Annotated in this window: 27 protein-coding genes and 1 tRNA gene; 21 read left to right on the forward strand and 7 right to left on the reverse strand. The window is 67.6% G+C overall.

Annotated features, from left to right (window positions below):
• Window positions 1–8: 8 nt before the first annotated feature.
• From EV655_RS00290 to EV655_RS00315, 6 genes are read left to right on the forward strand one after another with little or no spacing between them, the layout of a single operon-like run.
• Window positions 9–1046: a rod shape-determining protein gene (locus EV655_RS00290; protein WP_132540057.1), complete on the forward strand. Its 1038-nt coding sequence runs from the start codon at window positions 9–11 to the stop codon at window positions 1044–1046.
• A 35-nt stretch (window positions 1047–1081) separates the two neighbouring features.
• Window positions 1082–1999 (forward strand): rod shape-determining protein MreC, encoded by a 918-nt coding sequence (gene mreC, locus EV655_RS00295; RefSeq protein WP_132540059.1) that lies wholly within the window; start codon window positions 1082–1084, stop codon window positions 1997–1999.
• Window positions 1992–2531: a rod shape-determining protein MreD gene (locus tag EV655_RS00300; RefSeq protein WP_132540062.1), complete on the forward strand. Its 540-nt coding sequence runs from the start codon at window positions 1992–1994 to the stop codon at window positions 2529–2531. Before mreC ends, EV655_RS00300 begins: the two co-directional genes overlap by 8 nt.
• On the forward strand, window positions 2528–4474 hold the full coding sequence (gene mrdA / locus EV655_RS00305; RefSeq protein WP_132540065.1) for a penicillin-binding protein 2: 1947 nt from the start codon (window positions 2528–2530) through the stop codon (window positions 4472–4474). The genes EV655_RS00300 and mrdA overlap by 4 nt, the downstream gene beginning before the upstream one ends.
• Complete coding sequence (gene rodA / locus EV655_RS00310; RefSeq protein ID WP_132540068.1) at window positions 4471–5616, forward strand: rod shape-determining protein RodA; 1146 nt, start codon at window positions 4471–4473, stop codon at window positions 5614–5616. The genes mrdA and rodA overlap by 4 nt, the downstream gene beginning before the upstream one ends.
• A gap of 1 nt (window position 5617) precedes the next feature.
• Window positions 5618–6550 carry a 2-hydroxyacid dehydrogenase gene (locus tag EV655_RS00315; protein WP_132540071.1) on the forward strand — a complete coding sequence of 311 codons (933 nt, stop codon included), beginning with the start codon at window positions 5618–5620 and terminating at the stop codon, window positions 6548–6550.
• 122 nt (window positions 6551–6672) lie between these two features.
• On the opposite strand, the gene EV655_RS00320 is transcribed toward EV655_RS00315, so the two are convergent.
• Window positions 6673–7449, reverse strand: a complete 777-nt coding sequence (locus EV655_RS00320) for an SseB family protein (RefSeq protein ID WP_132540074.1) — start codon at window positions 7447–7449, stop codon at window positions 6673–6675.
• On the reverse strand, window positions 7446–8048 hold the full coding sequence (locus EV655_RS00325; protein WP_132540077.1) for a uracil-DNA glycosylase family protein: 603 nt from the start codon (window positions 8046–8048) through the stop codon (window positions 7446–7448). The genes EV655_RS00320 and EV655_RS00325 overlap by 4 nt, the downstream gene beginning before the upstream one ends.
• Before the next feature lie 78 nt (window positions 8049–8126).
• Here EV655_RS00325 and EV655_RS00330 point away from each other — a divergent pair, with 78 nt between their 5' ends.
• The 7 genes from EV655_RS00330 to EV655_RS00360 all read left to right on the forward strand — a co-directional run bounded on the left by EV655_RS00330 (window position 8127) and on the right by EV655_RS00360 (window position 14393).
• On the forward strand, window positions 8127–8471 hold the full coding sequence (locus tag EV655_RS00330) for an ArsR/SmtB family transcription factor (protein ID WP_132540080.1): 345 nt from the start codon (window positions 8127–8129) through the stop codon (window positions 8469–8471).
• Window positions 8464–9510, forward strand: coding sequence for a permease (locus tag EV655_RS00335; protein ID WP_132540083.1), 1047 nt, complete (start codon window positions 8464–8466; stop codon window positions 9508–9510). The genes EV655_RS00330 and EV655_RS00335 overlap by 8 nt, the downstream gene beginning before the upstream one ends.
• Window positions 9511–9592: 82 nt before the next feature.
• On the forward strand, window positions 9593–10870 hold the full coding sequence (locus tag EV655_RS00340; RefSeq protein ID WP_132540086.1) for a Na+/H+ antiporter NhaA: 1278 nt from the start codon (window positions 9593–9595) through the stop codon (window positions 10868–10870).
• Window positions 10871–11062: 192 nt separating this feature from the next.
• Window positions 11063–11722: an ABC transporter ATP-binding protein gene (locus EV655_RS00345; RefSeq protein ID WP_132540089.1), complete on the forward strand. Its 660-nt coding sequence runs from the start codon at window positions 11063–11065 to the stop codon at window positions 11720–11722.
• On the forward strand, window positions 11700–13394 hold the full coding sequence (locus tag EV655_RS00350) for a KpsE/RkpR family capsule polysaccharide export protein (protein ID WP_132540092.1): 1695 nt from the start codon (window positions 11700–11702) through the stop codon (window positions 13392–13394). The genes EV655_RS00345 and EV655_RS00350 overlap by 23 nt, the downstream gene beginning before the upstream one ends.
• Window position 13395: 1 nt before the next feature.
• The gene (kdsA, locus tag EV655_RS00355) at window positions 13396–14229 is read left to right on the forward strand and encodes a 3-deoxy-8-phosphooctulonate synthase (protein WP_132540095.1); all 834 of its coding nucleotides are present in this window, start codon (window positions 13396–13398) and stop codon (window positions 14227–14229) included.
• Between the two features lie 89 nt (window positions 14230–14318).
• Window positions 14319–14393 (forward strand) — tRNA-Gln (locus EV655_RS00360).
• 204 nt (window positions 14394–14597) lie between these two features.
• On the opposite strand, the gene ychF is transcribed toward EV655_RS00360, so the two are convergent.
• Window positions 14598–15695 (reverse strand): redox-regulated ATPase YchF, encoded by a 1098-nt coding sequence (ychF, locus tag EV655_RS00365; protein ID WP_132540098.1) that lies wholly within the window; start codon window positions 15693–15695, stop codon window positions 14598–14600.
• A gap of 142 nt (window positions 15696–15837) precedes the next feature.
• Here ychF and trpA point away from each other — a divergent pair, with 142 nt between their 5' ends.
• On the forward strand, window positions 15838–16629 hold the full coding sequence (gene trpA / locus EV655_RS00370) for a tryptophan synthase subunit alpha (RefSeq protein ID WP_132540101.1): 792 nt from the start codon (window positions 15838–15840) through the stop codon (window positions 16627–16629).
• A 4-nt stretch (window positions 16630–16633) separates the two neighbouring features.
• On the opposite strand, the gene EV655_RS00375 is transcribed toward trpA, so the two are convergent.
• Window positions 16634–17461 (reverse strand): ABC transporter permease, encoded by an 828-nt coding sequence (locus tag EV655_RS00375; RefSeq protein ID WP_243644932.1) that lies wholly within the window; start codon window positions 17459–17461, stop codon window positions 16634–16636.
• Window positions 17462–17609: 148 nt separating this feature from the next.
• On the opposite strand from EV655_RS00375, the gene EV655_RS00380 reads away from it, so the two are divergent.
• On the forward strand, window positions 17610–18215 hold the full coding sequence (locus tag EV655_RS00380; protein WP_132540104.1) for a GcrA family cell cycle regulator: 606 nt from the start codon (window positions 17610–17612) through the stop codon (window positions 18213–18215).
• Window positions 18216–18257: 42 nt separating this feature from the next.
• Here EV655_RS00380 and EV655_RS00385 read toward each other — a convergent pair whose 3' ends face one another.
• The gene (locus EV655_RS00385; protein WP_132540107.1) at window positions 18258–20219 is read right to left on the reverse strand and encodes an AsmA family protein; all 1962 of its coding nucleotides are present in this window, start codon (window positions 20217–20219) and stop codon (window positions 18258–18260) included.
• A gap of 105 nt (window positions 20220–20324) precedes the next feature.
• Between EV655_RS00385 and rimO the strand changes: the two genes are divergently transcribed.
• The 5 genes from rimO to EV655_RS00410 all read left to right on the forward strand — a co-directional run bounded on the left by rimO (window position 20325) and on the right by EV655_RS00410 (window position 23847).
• Window positions 20325–21698 carry a 30S ribosomal protein S12 methylthiotransferase RimO gene (gene rimO / locus EV655_RS00390; RefSeq protein ID WP_165905222.1) on the forward strand — a complete coding sequence of 458 codons (1374 nt, stop codon included), beginning with the start codon at window positions 20325–20327 and terminating at the stop codon, window positions 21696–21698.
• Window positions 21695–22282, forward strand: coding sequence for a BglII/BstYI family type II restriction endonuclease (locus tag EV655_RS00395; protein ID WP_132540111.1), 588 nt, complete (start codon window positions 21695–21697; stop codon window positions 22280–22282). Before rimO ends, EV655_RS00395 begins: the two co-directional genes overlap by 4 nt.
• A gap of 9 nt (window positions 22283–22291) precedes the next feature.
• Window positions 22292–22933, forward strand: coding sequence for an MT-A70 family methyltransferase (locus EV655_RS00400; protein ID WP_132540113.1), 642 nt, complete (start codon window positions 22292–22294; stop codon window positions 22931–22933).
• A 10-nt stretch (window positions 22934–22943) separates the two neighbouring features.
• Complete coding sequence (cutA, locus tag EV655_RS00405; protein ID WP_132540115.1) at window positions 22944–23255, forward strand: divalent-cation tolerance protein CutA; 312 nt, start codon at window positions 22944–22946, stop codon at window positions 23253–23255.
• An 82-nt stretch (window positions 23256–23337) separates the two neighbouring features.
• Window positions 23338–23847, forward strand: coding sequence for a DUF4405 domain-containing protein (locus tag EV655_RS00410; RefSeq protein WP_132540117.1), 510 nt, complete (start codon window positions 23338–23340; stop codon window positions 23845–23847).
• 31 nt (window positions 23848–23878) lie between these two features.
• Here the strand turns inward: EV655_RS00410 and EV655_RS00415 are convergent, their stop codons facing one another.
• Together EV655_RS00415 and EV655_RS00420 are read right to left on the reverse strand one after the other, a co-directional pair.
• Window positions 23879–24139: a DUF6455 family protein gene (locus EV655_RS00415; protein WP_132540120.1), complete on the reverse strand. Its 261-nt coding sequence runs from the start codon at window positions 24137–24139 to the stop codon at window positions 23879–23881.
• 6 nt (window positions 24140–24145) lie between these two features.
• On the reverse strand, window positions 24146–24415 hold the full coding sequence (locus EV655_RS00420; RefSeq protein ID WP_132540123.1) for a DUF6455 family protein: 270 nt from the start codon (window positions 24413–24415) through the stop codon (window positions 24146–24148).
• Between the two features lie 153 nt (window positions 24416–24568).
• Here EV655_RS00420 and EV655_RS00425 point away from each other — a divergent pair, with 153 nt between their 5' ends.
• Complete coding sequence (locus tag EV655_RS00425; RefSeq protein WP_132540125.1) at window positions 24569–24808, forward strand: hypothetical protein; 240 nt, start codon at window positions 24569–24571, stop codon at window positions 24806–24808.
• Window positions 24809–24817 lie beyond the last annotated feature (9 nt).

Consider the following 24817-nt stretch of genomic DNA (forward strand, 5'->3'; position numbering starts at 1 on the left):
ATGTCTCCATGGTAGGTTTTGGCGGTCTGTTCTCGTCGGATATGGCGATCGACCTCGGCACGGCAAACACGCTCGTCTATGTCAAGGGACGCGGCATCATCCTGAACGAGCCCTCGGTGGTGGCCTTCCACGTCAAGGACGGGCGCAAGCAGGTTCTGGCCGTCGGCGAGGATGCCAAGCTCATGCTCGGACGGACCCCCGGCAGCATCGAGGCGATACGGCCGATGCGCGAGGGCGTGATCGCCGATTTCGACGTGGCCGAAGAGATGATCAAGTATTTCATCCGCAAGGTCCACAAGCGCACCACCTTCACCAAACCCAAGATCATCGTCTGCGTGCCCCACGGCGCGACCCCGGTCGAGAAACGCGCGATCCGCCAGTCGGTGCTGTCGGCAGGTGCCCGACGTGCCGGGCTGATCGCCGAACCGATCGCGGCGGCCATCGGCGCGGGGATGCCGATCACCGATCCCACCGGCAACATGGTGGTCGATATCGGCGGCGGCACGACAGAAGTTGCGGTTCTGTCGCTGGGCGACATCGTCTATGCGCGGTCGGTCCGCGTCGGCGGCGACCGGATGGATGACGCGATCATCAACTATCTGCGCCGCCAGCAGAACATCCTGATCGGCGAGGCGACAGCCGAACGCATCAAGACCTCGATCGGTTCGGCGCGGATGCCCGATGACGGGCGCGGCGCCAGCATGCAGATCCGCGGCCGTGACCTGTTGAACGGCGTGCCCAAGGAAATCGAGATCAACCAGGCCCAGATCGCCGAGGCGCTGGCCGAACCGGTGCAGCAGATCTGCGAGGCGGTGATGACCGCGCTGGAGGCCACGCCCCCAGACCTGGCCGCCGACATTGTCGACCGCGGCGTGATGCTGACGGGCGGCGGCGCGCTGCTGGGCGAGCTGGATCTCGCGCTGCGCGAGCAGACAGGGCTGGGCATTTCGGTCGCCGACGAGTCACTGAATTGTGTGGCGCTCGGCACCGGCAAGGCGCTGGAATACGAAAAACAGCTTCGGCATGTGATAGACTACGAGAGCTAACCCGGACGGCCGCGCGCGCCGCAAGCGAGGCAGACTTGGCCGCTGATCGCAACGCACAGCTAGACTACGCCCGCCCGATCCGGCGCATCCTTTTCGGGGGAACGATTCTTTTCCTGATGGCGCTGTTCGCGCTGTGGCGGATCGACAGTCCGCGCGTCGAAAGGTTTCGCGCTGCCCTCGTCGACACGGTCATTCCCAGCTTTGACTGGGCACTTGTCCCCGTGACCCGGATGGCCGAACTGATCGAGGGCTTCCAGTCCTACGCGCGCCTTGCCGAACAGAACCAGGAATTGCGCCGCGAATTGCGTCAGATGAAGGCCTGGAAGGAAGCCGCCCTGCAACTCGAGCAGGAAAACGCCAAGCTGCTCGACCTGAACAAGGTGCGGCTGGACCCGAAACTGACCTATGTTACCGGCGTTGTGATGGCCGATTCCGGTTCGCCCTTCCGGCAGTCGGTACTGCTCAACGTCGGTGCGCGGGACGGCATCCTGGACGGCTGGGCCACGACCGACGGGCTTGGCCTTGTCGGCCGAATCTCGGGGGTCGGACAGAATACGTCGCGGGTGATCCTGCTGACCGATTCCAACAGCCGTGTGCCCGTCACGATCCAGCCCTCGGGACAGCGCGCGGTGCTGGCCGGCGACAACTCGGCCGCGCCGCCTCTCGATTTCGTCGAGGATCCCGCGCAGGTCCGGCCCGGCGACCGGGTCGTGTCATCAGGCGATGGCGGGGTATTCCCGGCGGGCCTTTTGGTGGGCCATGTCGCGATGGGCCGTGACGGGCGGCTGCGGGCGCGGCTGGCTGCCGAGTACGACCGGCTGGAATTCCTGCGCGTGCTCCGAAGCCATGCCAACGAGGTGATCCGCGACCCCGGCGCGCTGGTAGCCCCGGCCCCGATCGGTCCCGACCCGGTGCCCGGGGCCGCGCTGGGAACGGAGGCGGGGGATGGTTGATCCGCTGACGCTCGACCGCTGGATCTACCGGCTGATCTTCGTCGCGGTAGCGGGCGCGGCGGTCTTCATCCAGATCCTGCCGTTGGAGACCCGGGCGGGGCTCTTGCCGGGCCCCGAGTGGATGCTCTGCCTCACCTTCGCCTGGCTCCAGCGGCGGCCGGACTACCTGCCGCCCTGGCTGATCGCGGGCGTGTTCCTGATGCTGGACATGCTGTTGATGCGGCCGCCGGGCCTGTTCACGGCGCTTGCCCTGATCGGCGCCGAATTCCTGCGCTCGCGCCAGCAGGTATCGGTCGAGACGCCTTTTGGTCCGGAATGGCTGTTGACCGCGGGCACGATCGCGGGCGTGTTCTTGGCCGACTGGGCGGTGCTTGCGATCTTTTCCGTACCCGAGGCAAGTTTCGGCCTTCTGGCCGTACAGGCGGTGATGACCGTCCTGGCCTACCCGTTGGTGGCGCTGGCCTCGCGTTATCTGTTCCTGGTGCGGCGGGTCACGCCCGGCGATCTGGACCCGAGGGGACTGACCCGATGAAACGCTCGCCCAGGGATACCGAGGAAAGCGGCCGCCGGATCACCCGGCGCGCTCTGGTTCTCGGCGGCGCGCAGGCGGTGTTCGCCACCGCGCTGGCGCTGCGGATGCGCCATCTGCAGGTCACCCAGGCCGACGAGTTCCGCATGCTCGCCGAGGAGAACCGGATCAACATCCGCCTGATCCCCCCGGCGCGCGGCCTGATCTACGACCGGGCGGGCCATATCGTCTCGGAAAACGAGCAGAACTATCGCATCGTCGTGGTGCGCGAGGATGCGGGCGACCCCGAAGAGGCGCTTGCCCGGCTGACACGTCTCGTGCCGCTCGACCAGGACACGATCGAGAGGGCGCTGAAGGAAATCGAGCGCCACAGCCCCTTCGTGCCCGTGACCATCGCGGACCGGATGCGCTGGGAGGACGTCGCCCGTGTCGCCGTCAACGCCCCGGTCCTGCCCGGCATAAGCCCCGAGGTGGGGCAGTCGCGGCACTACCCGCTGGGATTCGATTTCGCCCATGTGGTCGGCTATGTCGGGCCGGTATCGGACTATGACCTTGCGCAGATCGAGGATCCCGATCCGCTGTTGCAGATCCCCCGGTTCCAGATCGGCAAGACCGGCGTCGAGGCCAAGTACGAGGAACTGCTGCGCGGCAAGGCGGGCACGCGGCGGATCGAGGTGAACGCCGCCGGACGGGTGATCCGCGAGATCGACCGGATCGAAGGCGAGCCCGGGGCCGACCTGCAACTGACCGTGGATGCGGGGCTGCAGAACTTCATACAGGCGCGGATGGGTGAGGAAAGCGCGGCGGCCGTCGTGATGGACCTCGAACAGGGCGATCTGCTGGCGATCGTTTCGTCGCCGAGCTTCGATCCGAACCTGTTCGTCCGCGGCATCTCGGTGGCCGATTACCGGGCCCTGACCGAGACCCCCTACCGGCCGCTGTCGAACAAGTCCGTGCAGGGCGCCTATCCGCCGGGATCGACCTTCAAGATGATCACCGCGCTCGCCGCGCTCGAGGACGGGGCGATAACGGCGGACGAAACGGTCTGGTGCCCGGGCTTCCTCAAGCTCGGCACCCGCCGGTTCCATTGCTGGAAACGTGGTGGTCATGGTCACGTGAACCTGATGGAAAGCCTCCAGCAATCCTGCGACGTCTACTACTACGACATCGGCCAGCGCATCGGGATCGACAAGATCGCAGCGATGGCGCGCAAGCTGGGCCTGGGCGAGGCGCAGGACTTGCCGCTGTCGGCGGTCGGCGCGGGGCTGGTGCCCGACCGCGCGTGGAAACGGGCGCGCTACGGCGAGGAATGGCGGATCGGCGACACGCTGAACGCCGCGATCGGCCAGGGCTACGTGCTGGCCACACCGCTGCAAATGGCGGTGATGAGCGCGCGGATCGCCACCGGCCGGGCGATCGAACCGCGGCTGGTGAAATCCATCGACGGGGTCGAGCAGCCCGCCCGCCCGGGCGAACCGCTCGACATAAATCCGGCCAACCTTGCCCGCATCCGCCAGGCGATGGACGCGGTGGTAAACACCCGCCGCGGCACGGCGTTCAACAGCCGCGTGGTTGCCGCCGAGATGGCGATGGCCGGCAAGACCGGCACCAGTCAGGTGCGCAACATCACCGCCGCCGAGCGCGCCGCAGGCGTGTTCCGCAACGAGGACCTGCCCTGGGAACGGCGCGACCACGCGCTGTTCGTCGCCTTCGCCCCGGCCGAGGCGCCGCGGATCGCCGTCGCGGTGGTGGTCGAACATGGCGGCGGCGGGTCGACCGCGGCCGCCCCCATCGCGCGCGACATCACGCTCAGGGCACTTTACGGCGAGGTGCCGCCCCTGTCCGCCTATCCCGAGCGGCAGCGTTGGCAGGTCGACGAGAAATTGCGCAACCTGCCGCTGCGCGACCCGGGCAGCGCGCCTTCGAGCGGACGGAGCCGCGCGTGAGCTATCTTGAATATACCGTCAAGCGGGTACCCACGGGCCTGTCCAAGGTACTCTATGTCAATTGGGCGCTGGTGCTCTTGCTTTGCGCGGTGGCCGCGGTCGGGTTCCTGATGCTCTACTCGGTCGCAGGCGGCACGCTCGACCGCTGGGCCGAGCCGCAGATCAAGCGGTTCGCCCTGGGGATGGCGGCGATGTTTCTCGTCGCCTTCGTGCCGATCTGGTTCTGGCGCAATATCGCGGCGCTGGCCTATGCGATTTCGGTCCTGCTGCTGCTGGCGGTCGAATTCTTCGGCGAGGTCGGCATGGGCGCCCAGCGCTGGATCGATCTCGGCTTCATGCGGCTGCAGCCATCGGAACTGATGAAGATCACGCTCGTTATGATGCTGGCGGCCTATTACGACTGGCTCGACATCAACAAGGTTTCACGCCCGCTCTTCGTGCTGATGCCGGTCCTGCTGATCCTGACCCCGACCTTCCTGGTGCTGGCGCAGCCCGATCTTGGCACGGCACTCCTGCTGATCGCGGGCGGCGGGATCATGATGTTCCTCGCGGGCGTCCACTGGCTGTACTTCGCCGTCGTGATCGCGATGGGCGCGGGTCTCGTGAGCGCGGTCTTTCTCGGCCGCGGGACGGGCTGGCAGTTGCTGCGGGACTACCAGTACCGCCGGATCGACACGTTCCTCGACCCGGAATCCGACCCGCTGGGGGCGGGCTATCACATCACCCAGTCGAAGATCGCGCTGGGCTCGGGCGGCTGGTCGGGGCGCGGCTTCATGCAGGGCACGCAGTCGCGGCTGAACTTCCTGCCCGAGAAGCATACCGACTTCATCTTTACAACGCTTGCCGAGGAGTTCGGCTTTCTCGGCGGCTTTTCGCTGCTGGCACTTTACATCCTGATCATCCTGTTCTGCGTGAGTTCGGCCCTGAAGAACAAGGACCGGTTCTCGTCGCTGCTGACGCTGGGGATCGCCGCGACCTTCTTCCTGTTCTTTGCGGTCAACATGTCGATGGTGATGGGCCTCGCCCCGGTGGTGGGCGTACCGCTGCCGCTTGTGTCCTATGGCGGTTCGGCGATGCTGGTGCTGATGGCGGCCTTCGGGCTGGTGCAGAGCGCCCATATCCATCGGCCGCGGGGGCGCTGATATGCTGACCTTGCTGTTCTCGGCCCGGGCCGGGCTCTGGCCGAAATATCAGGCGCCATTGGCGCAGGCACTGGACCAGGCCGGGATCAAGGCGCGGATCGTCACCGAAACGGATGCGCCCGGGACGGTGGATTACATCGTCTATGCCCCGAATGACCGCCTGTCGGATTTCACGCCCTTCAGCCGGTGCCGCGCGGTGCTCAGCCTCTGGGCGGGGGTCGAGCGGATCGTGACCAACCGGACGCTGACTCAGCCCTTGTGCCGGATGGTCGATCCCGGTCTCGAGGAAGGCATGGTCGAATGGGTGACCGGGCATGTGCTGCGCCATCACCTGGGGATCGACCGGCATGTTCTGCGCCGCGAGCCCGCCTGGGATCCCGTGGTGCCACCGCTTGCGCGCGACCGGCAGGTGGCGGTGCTGGGGCTCGGCGCGCTGGGGCGGTCCTGCGCGCAGGCACTCTCCGCGCTGCGGTTCCAGACGCTGGGCTGGAGCCGGACGCCACGCACGATCGAAGGGGTAGCCTGCCACCACGGCCCCGAGGGCCTGCGCCTTGTGCTGGAGCGCGCCGAGATCGTCGTGCTCTTGTTGCCGCTGACCGCCGAGACCGAGGCCCTGATGAACGTCGAACGGCTATCCTGGCTGCCCGAAGGCGCGGTCCTGCTGAACCCGGGCCGCGGGGCGCTGGTGGACGATGTCGCGCTGCTGGGCGCGCTGGACGGGGGGCGGCTGGCGCATGCGACGCTGGATGTGTTCCGCATCGAACCCCTGCCCGCCGGTCACCCGTTCTGGGCGCATCCGAACGTGACGATCACCCCCCATATCGCGGCCGAAACCAGGCCCGAAAGCGCCGCGCGGGTGATCGCCGAGAACATCCGCCGGGGCGAGTCCGGCGCGCCGTTCCTTTTCCTCGTGGACCGAGCGCGGGGGTATTGAGGGGGCGCTCCCGCCCCCGGCCCGCGCGGGGCTGACGCCCCGCTTGTCCGGCGTTGGGCCGGGCGCGCGGCCGTTGGCCGCGCGCGCCTCCGGCGGGGGAGTATTTGGACCAAGAAGAAGGCTCAGCGGAGCCGCGGGGGGGCGTCTGGGTCGGCCAGCGGTACCGGCCGGGCAGGCTCGGGGGCGGGCAACTCGATCCGGAGCCCGATGCGGGCAAGGCGCGCGGCAACCGGGTCATCCGCCCTGACGAAGCCGACATCGAGGGCCGCCTCGGCCAACCCGCAGAACCGGACCGCCTCGCCGATCGCGCGGGCAAGCACGGGCTCGGCGCCGGGCCGTGCATCGACGAAGGCAAGCAGGAGCCCCCGGCCGCCATCCGCATGGCAAAGCCCCCCGAGCCAGGCGCCGGACGCCAGCCCCGCCACCCCGGCAAGCCGCGAATCAAGAGCGGCGAGAAGCGGTTCGGAAAGCCCCGGCGGCGGCGTCACCGCCTCGGCCCGCAGGTTCTGCGCCTCGGGCGCCGGAGCAAGCGCCTCGGCCCACCAGACAACCGCCGAGGCGGGCAGGAGTTCCGCAGCCTCGGTGCCGAGATTGACCCCAAGTCCAAGCCCCTGCCCGGCCAGCATCCCGGCAAGCGCCCGGCCCGGCAGAGCGGCATAGGGCGCCGGGGCCCCGGTGAAGTCGGTGAGCCGCGACTCGCGGTCGAAGGCCAGGACGACGGGCCCCTCGTCGAGCGCGAAGACACGGGGGGCAAGGCGGCCTTCTTCCGCCTCGCGCTCGAGCAGCACAACCAGTTCCGCCGCCGCCAGCGCGCCGTACCAGCGCAGACGCGGGGCGGGGTCATCCGGGGCGGCCGCCAAGGCGCGATGGGCGAGGTCGAGGGGAGTCGGGTCGGTCATGGGAGTACCTCTTGCACCCGGGCGCGCAGCGCGGGCAGGAGTTCGTCGTCGAACCAGGGGTTGCGTTTGAGCCAGGCGGAGTTGCGCCAGGACGGGTGAGGCAGCGGGAAGACCCGGGGCGCGTGGGTCCGCCACCCCGCCACCGTCGCGGTGACGCCACCGCGTGCCGCAGGCCCCAGATGCCAGGCCTGGGCATAGCCCCCGATCAGCAGCGTCAGCGGCACCTCGCCCAGCGCGGCCATCACCCGGCCATGCCATACCTCGGCGCAAAGCCGGGGCGGCGGCAGGTCAGCCCCCCGAGCGTCATAGCCCGGGAAACAGAAAGCCATCGGCAGGACGGCCACGCGGGACAGGTCGTAGAAGCGGTCCGCGTCGATCCCCATCCAGTCGCGCAGGCGGTCCCCCGAAGGATCGAAGAACGGCCGCCCCGCCTTGTGGACCCGCATCCCCGGCGCCTGGCCGCAGACGAGGATGCGCGCCCCGCCCGCGAACCACGGGACCGGCCGCGGCGCATGCGCGGTCTTTGTCGCCGCGAAACGATCCGCGCAGAGGCGGCAGGCGGCGATCTCGTCCCTGAGGCGATTTGCGGAGGCACTCATTTCCCCGATCTAGGCCGGTTCGGACCGGGGTTCAATTCAGGCTTGTTATCATTTCGATATTTCTAGTAAAATACAAATATGAACGAGATTCCACAGGATGACATCACCCTTGCCCGCATGGCCTCGGCCTTTGCTGCGCTGGGATCGGAGCAGCGGATCTCGGTCCTGCGGACTTTGGTCCGGGCGGGCCCCGAAGGGCTGCCGATCGGCGAGCTTGGGGCGCGGTCGGGGATCACCGGCTCGACGCTGACCCACCACATGAAGATCCTGGCCCAGGCCGGACTCGTGCGCCAGACCCGGCAGGGCAGGTCGATCATCTGCGCGGCCGCATCCTATCCCGAGATGCGATCGCTGTCGGAATTCCTGCTGTCGGAATGCTGCGCCGATGCCGTTCACCCGCACGAGGAGGGACACCATGGCTGACATTACCGGATCCCCGGGCGGGCTGCCCGGGCTGTGGCGGCGGTCGGACAAGGCGTGGATCGCGATCCTGCTGATCCCGCCCCTTGTGGCGGTCGTGGATCCGGCGCAGGCCTGGCCAACGGTGCGCTTCGCTCTGGCGGCGCTGGCGCATACCGCGCCCTTCATCGTCTTCGCGGTGGTCGCCGTGGCCTATCTCAAGGCCAGCGGGGCCGAGACGCTGCTTGCCCGCGCCTTCGAGGGGCGCACGGCGCGGATGATCGTTCTGGCCGCCCTGCTGGGCGGGCTTGCCCCTTTCTGCTCGTGCGAGGTGATCCCGTTCATCGCCGCGCTGCTGGCCGTCGGCGCACCGCTTTCGGCGGTGATGGCCTTCTGGCTGGCCTCGCCGCTGATGGACCCGGCGATGTTCCTGATCACGGCGGGGACGCTGGGCACCGGGTTCGCGGTGGCCAAGACGGTGGCGGCGGTCTCGATCGGGCTGATGGGCGGCGCGCTGACGCTGGCGCTGGCCAAGAGCCCGATCTTCGTCGACCCGCTGCGGCCGCGAAAGGGCGCGTGCGGTGCCGGCGGCTGTGGTTGCGGCACCCGGCCCGCGTTCTCGGGTAGGCCGGTCTGGCGGTTCTGGACCGAAGCGCCACGGCGCGCGACCTTCGCCGAGGCCGCCATGGAAAACGCCCTCTTCCTTGGGAAATGGCTTCTGCTTGCCTACATGATCGAGGCGCTGATGCTGGAATACGTGCCGGCCCAGGCGGTCGCGGCGGTGCTGGGCGGCGATGGGCTGAAACCGATCCTGATGGGCACGCTGGTGGGCGGGCCGGCCTACCTGAACGGCTATGCCGCGGTGCCGCTGGTCGACAGCCTGCTGCGCCAGGGGATGAGCGACGGGGCCGCCATGGCCTTCGTGATCGCCGGCGGCGTAAGCTGCATTCCCGCCGCGATTGCCGTCTGGGCGCTGGTCCGGCCCCGGGTCTTCGCGGCCTATGTCGGCTTCGCCACGATCGGCGCGATACTGGCGGGCCTGGCATGGGACACCATCGCCTGAGCCCGCCCCCGCGCGCGGTTGCCCCGACTGCCCGGTTCCATTAACCAGCGGTTAACGACTCCCGGCGGAAGGACAACCGAGGATGTACCGCGTCTGGGACTACGTGACGACCTACTCGATCCTGTTGATCGGCGGCGCCATTGCCGCGCTGGTCTGGGTCAATCTGGACGCCGCCTCCTACCACGATTTCGTCGAGTTCGTCCTGCTGGACGACGCGCCGGTCGGCCATGCGCACGAGGTGGACGGCGTGATCCACCGGACGTTGACCCTTCATTTCCTGGTAAACGACGTTCTCATGGCGTTCTTCTTCGCCATTGCCGCCAAGGAGGTATGGGAAGCGATCATTCTCAGGAATGGCGCGCTCAGGGGCAGGCGGGCCGCGACGCCGCTGATTGCGACCGCCGGGGGCATGCTGGGGCCCGTGGCGGTCTATCTGGGCCTCGCAACGCTGCTGGGATCGGACATCTACGACGCGGTCGCCAATGGCTGGGCGATCCCGACCGCGACCGACATAGCGTTTTCCTACGTCGTGGGGCGGATCGTCTTCGGGGCGGGACACCCGGCGGTTCGGTTCCTTCTGTTGCTGGCGATCGCCGACGACGCGGGCGGTCTGCTGATCCTGGCGCTCTTCTATCCCTCCGGAACCGTCAACCCGGCATGGCTTCTGTTGTCCGTCGGGGCGGCGGGCGCGACCTTCGGTCTGTTCAACTGGCTGCCCCGCATCCTCGACCGGGGCAATCAGGTGCGCCCCAGATCGACCTGGGTACGGCGCAATCTCGGCCTTTGGCCCTATGCCGCCGCGGGCGCGGCAAGCTGGTTCGGCTTTCAGCAGGCGGGGCTGCACCCGGCACTTGGGCTCTTGCCAGTGATCCCGGCGATCCCGCATGCCGATCGCGCCTTCGGCATCTTCGCCGAGGCCGAACGCTATCTGAAGGACCTGTTGAACCATGCCGAGCACCTGCTGAAAGTGCCGGTCGAGATCGTCCTGTTCCTGTTCGGCCTCTGCAACGCGGGAGTCGAATTCTCGTCGATCGGCGCGCCCACCTGGCTGGTGCTGGCGGCACTTGTCATCGGCAAGCCGACGGGGGTGTTCCTGTTCGGCTGGATCGCCGCGCGTCCCATGGGCCTGGGGCTTCCGCGCGGCATGGGGCTCGGCGATCTGTTCGTTATCGGGTGTGTCGCCGGCACCGGGTTCACCGTCTCGCTTTTCGTGGCCTCGGTCGCGTTCAACGGCGGGCAGACGCTGGACGGCATCGACGTTCAGGCCGCGGCCAAGATGGGTGCACTGCTCAGCCTTGGCGCGTCTTTCGTGGCAATCCTTGCCGGACGCGTCGTCCGCATACGGCGACAGACCGCCTGAGCACTAACGCTCCGGTAATGGAAATGGCGCCAAGCGGGCAGACTACACGGCGCGGTTTCAGAACACGAAACGCTTTCGCGTAGCGCCTTCGTAGCATGGGACATAATATGGCCGCAAAGGCCCGTTAGGTTACGAAACGGAAACAAACGCCCGGGAAAGTCCGGGCTTCGGGCCGAGGGGCACGAACGACGGATGCTGGAGTTCATCGAGGTCAGCAAAAGCTTCTGGACTGGCAAGCAGCGCAAGGTGATCCTTGACCGCGTGTCCTTCCGCGTCGAGGTCGGAAACTCGCTGGGCATCCTCGCGCCGAACGGCACCGGCAAGACCACGCTGATCAACATGATGGCGGGGCTCGAAAAGCCTGATGAGGGCCGCATAAACCGGCTATGCCGCATCTCGTTCCCGCTGGGCTTCATGGGCGGTGTCGTCAACCGGCATACCGGCACAGAGAACGCCCGCTACATCGCCCGGCTCTACGGGCTTGACCCCGACTATGTCGAGGCATTCTCGCGCTGGCTTTGCGGGATAGGCGAGTATTACGACATGCCGCTGGGCACCTACAGCCAGGGCATGCGGGCGCGTTTCACCTTTTCGCTGATGCTGGCACTCGATTTCGACATCTACCTGATCGACGAGGGCATGCCCTCGACCACCGATGTAGAGTTCAACCGCAAGGCCGGGGCGATCCTGCGGGAACGGCTGGAAAGCACGACCGTCGTGATCGTCTCGCACCAGCCGGCAACGCTCGAGAAATTCTGCCGCTCGGCGGCGGTGCTGCATCACGGGCAACTTCATCTGTTCGACAGCCTGGACGAGGCCAAGGTACTTTATGACTACGAAACCCAAGGCTAAGAGGTTCCGCATACGGCGGAGCGAAACACCGGGCCTGCGTGCCGGAGATCCCGGTGCGCGGGCCGGTGCGCCCGTCGAGGATGGGTTCGGAGATGCGCCCTTTCCGACCGCCCGCCCAATCGCGCCCCAAGGCCAGCCCCACCTGCCCGACGCCAGGGGACAAGCCCCGGCAGGCCTTGCCACACCGGCAACCGGTCCGCTCAGCCCCGATCAGGAAATCGACGCGATCCGGCGCGAGGGCCTGACCGGGCGACAGTTGCGCATGGCGCGGCGCGTCGCGCAAAAGCACGGGCTGGTCCCCGCCTCGGATTTCGACGCGGTGCGCCTGCTGCGGCGCCAGGGCATCGACCCGTTTCAGCGCGCAAACATGCTGGAACTGGTACGCAGCGAGGCCAGTGCCGGCGAGGGTGGCGCAGGCCAGGTTCAGCCTCCGCGAACCATGCCGGAAACCACGCGCAACCTACCCTCGGCGAGGGCCGGGAATGGCGTTCCCGCCGGCACCGCCCCCCCCCCGCGGGGCGAAAGCCGGATGCGCGAGGTCCGCGAAATCCAGATCGACATCGCCAGGCGCCGCCGCCGCGCCTTCGCCCTGATGATGGCGCGGCTTGCGGCGTTTGTGCTGCTGCCGACGGCGATCGCGGGCTATTACTATTTCGTGATCGCGACCCCGATGTTCGCGACCAAGTCGGAATTCGTGATCCAGCAGGCAGATGCCCAGAGCGGTGGCGGCCTTGGCAGTCTGTTCCAGGGCACCGGCCTTGCGATGCAGCAGGATTCCATCGCGGTGCAAAGCTATCTGCAATCCCGCGACGCGATGCTCCGCCTCAACGAAGATCTCGGTTTCCGCAGCCATTTCAGCCAGGATTTCATCGATCTGGTCCGGCGTCTGCCGCCGGAGGCCAGCAACGAATCCGCCTACAAGCTCTATCAGAAGACCGTCAAGATCGGCTACGATTCGACCGAGGGCATCCTCAAGATGGAGGTGATCGCCGCCGATCCAGACACCAGCGCCGCCTTTTCCGAAGCGCTGATCTCTTATGCCGAAGAGCGGGTGGACGGGCTGACACAGCGCCTGCGCGGCGACCAGATGGCCGGCGCCCGTGAAAGTTATGACACCGCCGAGGCGCGGGTCGCCGAGGCGCAGCAGAAGGTACTCGACCTGCAGGAGAAGCTGGGGGTGCTCGATCCGGCCAGCGAGACCAGCGCGCTGATGAGCCAGATCGCCACGTTCGAGATCCAGCTCCGCGAGAAGCGGCTGGCCCTTCAGCAGTTGCTGGACAACCCACGTCCCAGCCAGGCCCGCGTCGACGGGGTCGAGGGCGATATCAGGCGGCTCGAGGACCTCGTGACGGACCTGCGCTCATCGATGACCGAAAGCGGCCGGCGGGGCGACTCGCTTGCCCGCGTTTCCGCAGAACTCAGGATCGCCGAGGCCGATCTCGCGAACCGCCAGCTCTTGCTGCAACAGGCGCTCCAGCAGATGGAAACCGCGCGGATCGAGGCCAACCGACAGGTGCGCTACCTGTCGCTCGGGGTCAGCCCCGTGGCGCCCGACGAGGCCACATATCCGCGCGCCTTCGAGAACACGGCCCTTGCGTTCCTGATCTTCGGGGGTATCTACCTGATGATCTCGCTTACCGTGTCCATCCTTCGCGAACAGGTATCTGCCTGACATGAACAACGTCACCATCGGCGGGCTGACCGTCGGCAACGACTGCCCTCTGACCGTCATTGCTGGCCCCTGCCAACTGGAAAGCCTCGACCACGCACTGATGATCGGGCACGCGATGCAAGCCGCCTGCGCGGCGGCCGGGGCAGGATTTGTGTTCAAGGCAAGCTTCGACAAGGCGAACCGCACGTCGCTTTCGGGCAGACGGGGGGTCGGCATGGCGGCGGGGCTCGCGATCCTCGCCGAACTGCGCGAAACCCTGGGCGTGCCGGTCCTGACCGACGTGCATGCCCCCGCGCAATGCGCACCCGCCGCCGAGGCGGTGGACATCCTGCAGATCCCGGCGTTCCTGTGCCGCCAAACCGACCTGCTGCTTGCCGCGGGCGAGACCGGCGCTGCGGTCAATGTCAAGAAGGGCCAATTCCTCGCCCCCTGGGACATGGCGAACGTGGTTGCCAAGATCGAATCGACAGGCAACCGGCGCATCCTGCTGACCGAACGCGGCACCTCCTTTGGCTACAATACGCTGGTTGCAGACATGCGCGCGCTGCCGATCATGGCGCGCACCGGATATCCGGTGGTGATGGATGCGACCCATTCGGTGCAACAGCCCGGCGGTCTTGGCGGGGCGTCTGGCGGCCAGCGTGAATTCGCCCCGGTGATGGCGCGGGCGGCAGTGGCGCTGGGCGTCGCCGCGGTTTTCATCGAGACCCACGAAGATCCCGACCGCGCGCCCTCGGACGGACCCAACATGATCCCGCTCGCCGAGATGCCCACACTGGTCGACACGCTTATGGCCTTCGACCAGCTGGCCAAGGCACATCCCCTGCGGATTTGACCAGCACCCCGGGCAGACAACCCCATGCATTTTTTGCAGAATGGGGGCTTGCGGCGCCCGCGCGACCGGCGTATCTAGCCGCCCAGCATTGGGGAGTGGCGCAACGGTAGCGCAACGGTTTTTGGTACCGCAGGTTGCAGGTTCGAATCCTGCCTCCCCAGCCATATTTCACTCTTCGCTGAATTCGCCTGACTTCTGGCGACTGCACGCACTTCAATGACACGCGTTTGATTGTGTTTCAGCGCATGGTGCAGGAATGCCGACCCTCGGAGTCGTCCGAGTTCGATCAGGTAGCCCAGCGATCACGCCGGGCTGCCGCGATGAATCCCTTCAGTCCCTGATTGTGGAAAAGCGCCCGTCGTAACGGATCACGTGTTGAACAGGAAATGCATCACGTCGCCGTCCTGGACGACATAGCCCTTGCCCTCGGACCGCATCTTGCCGGCATCCTTGGCCCCCTGCTCGCCACCGAAGGCCACGTAGTCGTCAAAGGCGATGGTCTCGGCACGGATGAAGCCGCGCTCGAAATCGCCGTGGATGACGCCCGCGGCCCTGGGCGCAGGCGTGGCCTTGGGAATCGTCCAGGCCCGCGCCTCCTTGGGGCCGACCGTGAAATAGGTCTGAAGGCCAAGCAGCGTGTAGCCCGCCTTGATCAGCCGATCCAACCCCGCCTCGGCCAGACCAAGCTCTGCCAGGAACATCTGTGCCTCCTCGGCGTCAAGCTGGCTGATCTCTTCCTCGATCCGGGCCGAGATCACCACGCTGGCCGCCCCCTGTTCGGCCGCCATCCGCGCCACTGCCTCGGAATGGGCGTTGCCGGTCGCGGCCTCGGCCTCGGCGACGTTGCAGACATAGAGCACGGGCTTGGCGGTCAGCAGTTGCAGCATCCCCCACGCCCTGCGGTCGTCCTCGGCCACGTCGACAGAGCGCGCGGGACGCCCCGCCTCCAGCGCGACAAGCGCGGTCTTCAGCAGGCGCTCCTGCTGGATCGCCTCCTTGTCGCCGCCCTTGACCTTGCGCACGAGGTTCTGAAGCCGCTTCTCGATCGACTCCATGTCGGCGATCATCAACTCGGTCTCGATCACCTCGGCATCGGCGACCGGGTCCACCCTTCCCTCGACATGGGTCACGTCGCCATCCTCGAAGCAGCGCAGCACATGGGCGATGGCGTCACATTCGCGGATGTTGGCCAGGAACTGGTTGCCCAGCCCCTCGCCCTTTGACGCGCCCTTCACCAGGCCCGCGATGTCGACGAAGGTCATCCGCGTGGGGATGATCTGTTTCGACCCGGCAATCGCCGCCAGCTTGTCGAGCCGCGCATCGGGCACCGCAACCTCGCCCACATTGGGCTCGATCGTGCAGAAGGGGAAGTTGGCCGCCTGCGCCGCCGCGGTGCGGGTCAGCGCGTTGAAGAGGGTCGACTTGCCCACATTGGGCAGCCCCACGATTCCGGTCTTGAAGCCCATCTGCCGTCTCTCCCGCCGAGGTCCGCGCGCATGTAGGGGGCGGCGGAGGCCGCCGTCAAGCGACGCGGCGGCCAAAGCGCCCATTGATTTTCCCCGCCCGGTGCCGCAAACCGCATCTGCCACGCTCCGGGGGAGGACCGACATGACCCGCATCGATGCCAAGTTCGCCGCGCTGCGCGCCGAGAACCGCAAGGCCTTCGTCGCCTATGTGATGGCGGGCGATCCGGATTACGCGACCTCGCTCGAGATCGTCAGGGGATTGCCGGGTGCCGGCGTCGACATCATCGAACTGGGCATGCCGTTCACCGACCCGATGGCGGACGGCCCGACGATCCAGCTGGCCGGGCAGCGCGCGCTGGAAGGCGGGCAGACCCTGCAGAAGACGCTGGACATGGCGCGCGCCTTCCGCGAGGGCGACGACACCACCCCGATCGTGATGATGGGCTACTACAACCCGATCTACAATCGCGGGGTAGAGCGGTTCCTGAAGGACGCGCAAGAGGCCGGAATCGACGGGCTGATCGTCGTGGACCTGCCCCCCGAGGAAGACGAGGAGTTGTGCATTCCCGCGCAGGCGGCCGGGCTGAACTTCATCCGGCTGGCCACGCCGACGACCGATGACAAGCGCCTGCCCAAGGTGCTGCAGAACACCAGCGGGTTCGTCTATTACGTCTCGATCACCGGGATCACCGGGGCGGCGGCGGCCGAGGCGGCCGATGTCGGCCCCGAGGTCGCGCGGATCAAGGCGCAGACCGCGTTGCCGGTGATCGTGGGCTTCGGCATCCGCACCCCCGAAACAGCCCAGGCCATCGCGGGCGTGGCCGATGGCGCCGTGGTGGGGTCGGCCATCGTCAAGCTGGTCGAAGACCGCCGCCCGGTGCCCGAGATCCTGTCCTATGTCGCGGGACTCGCCGCGGGGGCCCACCGGGCGTAAGGCGTCACGCCTTCATCCGGTAGCCCGTCCTGAGCCAGTACCAGCACAGCGCCATCACCGCGGCGGTACTCGCAGAACAGACCGCCAGCCCCTGCCAGGGCGAGCTGTCCGATTGGCCGATGATGCCGTGGCGCACCCCGTCGATCAGATAGAAGACCGGATTGAAATGGGTGATCGTCTGCATCGCGGGCGGCAGCCGCTCGATCGAATAGAAGGTGCCCGACAGGAAACTCAGCGGCGTCACGATGAAATTCGTGATCGCGGCCATCTGGTCGAACTTGTTGGCGAAAACCGCCGCGACGATCCCCAGCGCCGACAGGAAGGCCGAACCGAGCAGCACGAAGGCCAGCGCCCAAAGCGGATGCGCCACCCCCATTCCCAGCACCAGGATCATCAGCGCCCCGATGGTCAGCGCCACCAGCAGCCCCCGCGCCACGCCACCCGCCATATAGCCGATCAGCAACTCGGCCGCGGACAGGGGCGGCATCAGCGTGTCGACGATATTGCCCTGCACCTTGGAGATCAGGATCGAGGACGAGGTATTCGCGAACGCGTTCTGGATCACCGTCATCATCAGGATGCCCGGCGCAAGGAACTGGATGAAGGGCACGCCCATCACCGCGCCGCGGTCGGGCCCGATGGCCAGCGCGAAGACCCCCAGGAACAGCGCCGCGGTCGCCAGCGGCGCGGCCAGTGTCTGGGTCCAGACCGCCATGAACCGCTGGATCTCGCGCGCGGTCAGCGTGTAGAGCCCCAGCCAGTTGACCCGGCCGAACCGGCGCACCCCCATCGCGGCAGCCCCCTGTCCATTGCGGATACCTGTTGCGTCCATCTGAGCTGCCTCCTGTCTCCGGCTTGCGCTTGTATCCCCGAAGCGCCCCGGATTAGAATAGGGCCTTGATCGAATTCTCCCAACCGGCGGGCAGCCGGGGCGCCCGGCGCGCCCCCGCCCTGAACCGGACAATGCCCAAGGAAACGCCATGTCCTGGACCGAAGAACGCGTCGAGACGCTGAAACGCATGTGGGCCGAGGGCCAGTCGGCGAGCCAGATCGCCAAGGAACTTGGCGGCGTCACCCGCAACGCGGTGATCGGCAAGGTGCATCGCCTTGGCCTGTCGAACCGTGCCGGCGGCGCCGCGGCGCCGGTGAAGCCTGCCCCCGTCAAGGAAAAGTCGGCCAAGCCCGAGGCGCCTGCCGTCCGGGCCGAGCCGCCCGCGCCCGAGAAGAAACCCGCCGAACGGCCGGCGGCCGCCCCGTCGCCCCAGCCGGTGGTCGCCGCCACCGCCCCCGTGCCCGCCACGCGCAAGCCGGTTGTGGTGCCCGCGGGCCAGCCGCTGCCGCCGCAGCCCTCGGCCAACGAGATCAGCCCCGAGACGCTGGCCTCGGTGCGCGAGGTCGAGAAGACGGCAAAGCGCCTGACGTTGATGGAATTGACCGAACGGACCTGCAAATGGCCGATCGGCGACCCGGCGACCGATGATTTCTGGTTCTGCGGCCTGCCGGTGCAGCAGGGCAAGCCCTATTGCGAGGCTCATGTGTCGGTTGCCTTCCAGCCGATGAGCGCACGGCGCGACCGCAAGCGGTAGGCCGCGCGCGGGCCTGCCCGATGCGGCGGGGCGACCCGAGGTTCAGTCCCCGCCGAAGAGCTTTCTCAGCCCCTTGCGCGCCTCCTCCTCGAGCTTGCGTTTGGCCGCGTCTTCCAGGCTTTCGCCTTCCTCGCCCTGGACGCCCAGTTCCTCGGCGACGCGCGCCTTCGCCCGCTCTTCGAGCGCCTTGCGTTCGTCCTTCAGTTCCTGGTCCGCCAGCGCCTCGAGGTCGAGCCGGAATCGGGGGGCTGCCCAGGGGCCGGTGATCGTCAACGGCACCCGAACCCCTCCCTTGCCGTCGCCGCCCGGCAACGCGGCCGGCACCACGCGGTAGTCGAGCGTCCGCGTCCCGACCCCAACCGTGCCCGCGCCGGTCGCGGTCAGCAGCGGCGCGCGCAGGGCCAAGTCGTCATTGCGCAGCACCCCGCCCTCGATGACAAAACTTGCCGTGATGGCATCGAAAATGGTCTTGGCTCCCTCGCCCATGAAGGAGGTGTCGAGCGTCCGCAGCATCCCCACAAGGTCAAGACCGCGCAACTCGCCCTTGCCGAAGCTGACCGAGCCCGAGCCCGAAAGGTTTTGCATGATCGCGGCCATGGACCTGCCCGAACCCAGGAATTTCAGCCGCAGATCGCCCGTGGCGATCAGCCGGTCATAGTCCGCCAGCGCGCTCAGCAGGGCCTGCATCGCAACGCCCGACGCGGCCAGATCGCCGCCCACCGACAGGCCGCCGCGGCCGTTGACCACGAAATTTCCGGTGAGCCGTCCACCATAGCCCTGCACGTCGTGCAGATCGACCACGAGGCGGCGGTCGGTCAGCGTGGCAACCGCCCGCGTGGGCCCGAGCGACACCGTGCCGAGGTCGATGCTCTCGGCCGCAAGCGCGATCTCGGCGTCAAGCGCACCCAGCGCAGACACGTCGATGGGCGCGGTGGACCAGCCCCCTGCCCCCGCGCTGTCGCCCACGGACCTCGAGGCCCCGTCACCGCCGCCAGCGGTAAGGGCCGAGAGGTCCAGCGCCCCGGCAGTAAACTGCCCGGCCAGCCGCGGCCGGTCGCCGAAGGTCAGGTCGGCCGCACCGCGCAGCACATTTTCGTCCTGCCGAATCGTCGCCTCGCGCAGGTGAACCGACCCCTCGGGCGCATAGGTCACCTTACCGGCGACGCCAAGGCGCCGGCCGATGACCTCAGGCAGGTCGGGCGCGGGCTGGCCCAGCGCGGCGAAAAACCCCGCGAGGTCGGACAGATCGGCGTCGAGCGCGCCATCGGCGGCGAGGGGCGACAGCCCCGCCCGGCCGTCGAACAAAAGCCGCGCGCCGCCAAGCGCCGCCTCGACCGTAACACCCGAAACCCCGCCACCCAGGGCATCGGCAAAGCGGGCAACCCTTGCCGCCGCCGTCAGACGCTGCCCGTTCAGCGTGGCCGACAGGCTCAGGTCGGCGGGGCCGTCATGGGCGGGCAGTGCAACCGTTGCATCAAGCCCGGCAAGCTCGGTCCGTGTGCCCGTGGCGTGGTCGATATAGGATACGGTGCCGTCCGAGATGCGGCCCAGATCCAGCGTGACGGCGCGGGCGGACCTGTCCTTGCCCGCCGCAGCCGCCCCCCCGGGCGCAGGCGCCTCGCCCGCGAACACCCAGTTCGCCTGCCCATCCGCCGCCCGCTCCAGCACGATCCGCGGCGATTGGGCGACGATCTCGCGGATCGCGATGTCTCCGCCGATCAGCGCCTTGATGTCGATCCCGATCGACAGCCCCTCGGCCGACAGCATCGGCCCCGCATCGGACCAATCGGCGTTCGACAGGGTCACCGGCCCGGTCGCGACCCCGATCTCGGGCCAGAGCGATGGGGTCAGCCGCCCCGACATGGTCAGTTCGCGTCCCGTCGCAGCGCGCACCTGGTCCTGCACCAGAGCGGCAACCTTGTCGGCGGGCAGCAGGAATACCCCGCCGACCATCAGTCCGGCCAGCACCAGAACCGCAAGAACCAGACGGATGATCCAGCGCATGGCGCACCTCCGGGTTGAGCTGGCCCGAGTCTAGGCGCTACCGCAACGCGGGGGCAAGCGCGGGTTCCGCTTTCCCGCCGCCATCCGCGCCGCTATATGCGGCCCATGGTGACGAACCCGCCCCAGTTGCGCCCGGACCTGGCGCCCCGCGCCCGGATCGCGGACATCCCCCGCCCAGGCCAGCCGACCATCGGCATGGTATCCTTGGGCTGTCCCAAGGCGCTGGTGGACAGCGAACGGATTCTCACCCGGCTCAGGGCCGAGGGCTATGCAATCTCGTCCGACTACGCGGGCGCGGACGCGGTGATCGTGAACACCTGCGGGTTCCTCGATTCGGCCAAGGCCGAAAGCCTGGAGGCGATCGGCGAGGCGCTGAAGGAAAACGGCCGGGTGATCGTGACCGGCTGCCTGGGGGCGGAGCCGGGTTACATCACCGGCGCACACCCGACCGTGCTGGCCGTCACCGGACCGCACCAGTACGAACAGGTGCTCGATGCCGTCCACGCCGCGGTGCCGCCCGATCCCGACCCGTTCGTGGACCTTCTGCCCGCCTCGGGCGTCCGGCTGACGCCGCGGCATTACAGCTATCTCAAGATCTCCGAGGGCTGCAATCACGCCTGCCGGTTCTGCATCATCCCCGACATGCGCGGGCGGCTGGTCTCACGCCCGGCGCATGCCGTGATCCGGGAAGCGGAAAAGCTGGTCGAGGCAGGCGTGCGGGAGTTGCTGGTCATCAGCCAGGACACATCGGCCTATGGGCTGGACCTGAAACATGCCACCGACAAGGGGCACCGCGCCCATATCACCGATCTGGCCCGCGATCTGGGCTCGCTCGGGGCCTGGGTGCGGCTGCACTACGTCTATCCCTACCCGCATGTGCGCGAGCTGATCCCGCTGATGGCCGAGGGGCTGATCCTGCCCTACCTCGACATCCCATTCCAGCACGCCCATCCCGACACGCTCAAGCGCATGGCCCGCCCTGCCGCGGCCGCCCGGACGCTGGACGAGATCGCGGCCTGGCGCGGCATCTGCCCCGACATCGCGATCCGGTCCACCTTCATCGTGGGCTTCCCCGGCGAGACCGAAGCGGAATTCCAGACGCTGCTGGACTGGCTGGACGAGGCGCAGCTCGACCGGGTGGGCTGCTTCCAGTACGAGAACGTCGCGGGCGCCCGGTCGAACGCCCTGCCCGGCCACGTCCCCGACGAGGTCAAGCAGGACCGCTGGCACCGCTTCATGGAAAAGGCCCAGGGCATTTCCGAGGCGAAGCTGGCGGCGAAGGTGGGACAGCGGCTGCAGGTGATCGTGGACGAGGTGGATGCGGATGGCATCGCCACCTGCCGGACGAAGGCCGACGCGCCCGAGATCGACGGCTGCCTGTTCATCGACGAGGGCACCGAGGGGTTGGCGCCGGGGGACATCCTCACGGTCGAGGTCGACGAGGCTGCCGATTACGACCTCTGGGGGCAGCTCGCGTGACGGCCTCGGACCGCGTCGGCGATTTCATTCGCGCGCATTACGAGGTCCACGAATGGAAGCACGCCAGCGCGATCCTGAAACATGACTTCCCCGCGGAATGGGCCGACATGATCGCCATGCTCGAGGCGTTCCGGCTGCGCCGCGAATGGATCGAGGTGGGCGGCGGCAGCAAGTCGCGGGTGGCGGCCTTCATCGACGGGTTCCTGCACGCGCGCGGCTGGCGCGAGAAGGAATTCGCGACCGGCATGATCGTGGATGGCCAGACCTTCGACTCGCCCACCCACAAGGTCGATTGCGTCAAGAACCGCATCGCGCTCGAGATCGAATGGAACAACAAGGATCCGTTTTTCGACCGTGATCTGAACAACTTCCGCCTGCTGTTCGACCTGCGCGCGATCAGCGTGGGCGTGATCGTCACCCGCGCCGACGAGCTTCAGGACATTTTTAACGACCTGGGGCGAAAAGGCTCCTACGGTGCGTCGACGACACATATGTCAAAGCTGTTGCCACGCATTGAGGGTGGCGGCGGGGCCGGTTGTCCACTATTGGTATTCGGTATCACGAAGAAACTATATGTAGCCTAGGAGGCGGGCATGTCAGAGGCGGCGGACGATCTGCTGAGATCGCTTGGCGGCACCCGCTTCGGCACGATTCTGGCCGACCCGCCCTGGCAGTTCCAGAACCGCACCGGCAAGATGGCGCCCGAGCACAAGCGGCTGAGCCGCTATCCCACCATGACGCTGGACGAGATCTGCGACCTTCCGGTCGAGGCCATCGCGGCAGAACGCGCCCATCTCTACCTCTGGGTGCCGAACGCGCTTCTGCCCGAGGGGCTGAAGGTGATGGAGCACTGGGGCTTCAAGTACAAGAGCAATCTGGTCTGGTACAAGGTGCGCAAGGATGGCGGCCCCGACCGGCGGGGGGTCGGCTTCTACTTCCGCAATGTGACCGAGATCCTGCTGTTCGGCGTGCGCGGCAAGGATGTGCGGACGCTCTCGCCCGGCCGATCGCAGGAAAACATCATCTCGTCCCAGAAACGCGAACACAGCCGCAAGCCGGACGAACAGTACGAGATCATCGAAAGATGCAGCTGGGGCCCCCGGCTCGAGATTTTCGCGCGCGGGCCCCGGGACGGCTGGACGGTCTGGGGCAACCAGGCCGACGCGTACAGCCCGGACTGGGCGACCTATTCGAATCATTCGCAGGCAAACGTCGTCAAGATGAAACGGGCATAGGACCGCGCCGATGATCCACGTCTCGACCACCTGCCCCGACCTCGACACCGCCCGGTCGCTGGCACAGGCCGCGTTGGCCGAGCGGCTGGCCGCCTGCGCCAACATCACGCCCGGCATCCTCAGCCTGTTTCACTGGCAGGACGACATATCGGAGGACGAGGAGGTACAGATCACCTTCAAGACCACCGAGGCCGCGCGCGCGGAACTGGTCAAGCTGATCGAGATCGAACACCCTTACGAACTGCCCGTCATCACCTGGGAAACCGTCGGCGCGACCCGCGAGGCCGAGGACTGGCTGGCCTGGGAAACCCGCCGCCCCTGACAGGATGTCGCAGCCGCGACGGGCGCGGCCGGGCGCGCCGTATCACGCCTCGACACTCACAAGGCAGATCGAGGTTTTTCCCATGTCCACCCAGGCCACACTCCGCAAATTCGCCACACCGCTGACCATCGGCGCGTCGCTCCTTCTGGGCGTCACCGGCATCCTGATGTTCTTCCACGCAAATTCCGGGCTGAACAAGCTGGCACATGAATGGGTCGGACTGGCCTTCGTCGCCATCGTGGGGCTGCATGTCGCGGTGAACTGGCGTCCCTTCACCGCGCATCTGAAACGCCCCGTGGGCCAGGCCGCCGCGCTTGCCTTCGCGGCGCTGCTGGCGCTGTCCTTCCTGCCGCTCGGCGGGGCCAAGGGCGGTGGGCGCCCCGATTTCGCGCTTCTGCAGGAGATTCAGGCCGCCCCGCTCGACGCGCTGGCGGTGGTACTGAACGAAAGCCCCGAGGGTCTGGCCGAACGGCTGCGCGGCGCGGGGTTTTCAGCCGCCGATCTCGACAGTTCGATCGTCTCGCTCACGGGCGGCGACCGGCAGGCCGAGATGGAGCTTATCAAGGTGATCGTCGCCGCGCCGCAGGGGTGACGGCGCCTCCTGCCCCGCCCCTCCGGGCGGGTCAGGCCGGTTCCTTCAGCGCCTCCAGCCGGGCCTTGAGCGGGCACCAGTCCGGCACCCCCTCGGCCCCGGCGCCTTGCCGGGCAAGCCAGGGGATACAGCGTTCCGTCCGGTCGCAATGGCAGCATGTCGCCACCAATTCGGCGAATTCGCCGCGGCCCAGATTGCCGGCCCTCAGCGCCTCGTTCACGTTGACGCCTATGGTCCGCGCCATCCCCTGGGTCAGCCAGAAATGTTTCGAAAGCCTGCCCTGGTCTTCCATCGCGCGTCAGGCGGACACAAGCCGTGTCCGCATCGCCTCCAGCAGATCCTTGTTGCGGCAATAGCCGGGGGCATGCGCGGCGTCTTCCTGCTGATCCTCAAGCCAGCCCTTGCAATGGGCCGGATCGGTGCAGCCAAGGCAGCGCGACACGGTCGCCTGCATGTCCTCCGGCGTCCAGTTGCCGGCCATCGCCTCTTCGGTCAGATCGACACCCAGCACCGCCGCCATCTTCTCCACCAGTTCCGTATGTTCGTCGTACTTGCTCTGGCCGGACATCGCGGTCTCCCGTAGCCTCGTGATGAGGACCACTAAACCGCAAGGCGCACGAGCCCACCTTGACACGTGTCAAATCGCCACCCGGCGCTTGCCCGGACGGCCGCAGTTGTTCGGGCGCTTCACAACGGGCGCGGCGGCGGCTAGCCTGACCCCATGTTCACCATCGAGCACGAGTTCGACGCCACCGTGATCACCCTCGTCGACGAGGGACCGCGCCCCTTGCAGGAGGACGTGACGATCACCGCCTTCGAGGATTGCGTGACGATCGAGCAACTGGATCCGCGCACCGACCGGGTGCAGAAGATCACCCTGTCGCTGGCCCAGCTGCACGAACTGGGCGCGGCGCTCGATCTGCCCGAAGGCGTCTACCGCATCCGGCTGGACCGGGAGTAGGCGGCGCCC

It is taken from the genome of Rhodovulum euryhalinum, from assembly GCF_004342445.1.
In the GTDB taxonomy this organism is placed as follows: Bacteria; Pseudomonadota; Alphaproteobacteria; order Rhodobacterales; family Rhodobacteraceae; genus Rhodovulum; species Rhodovulum euryhalinum.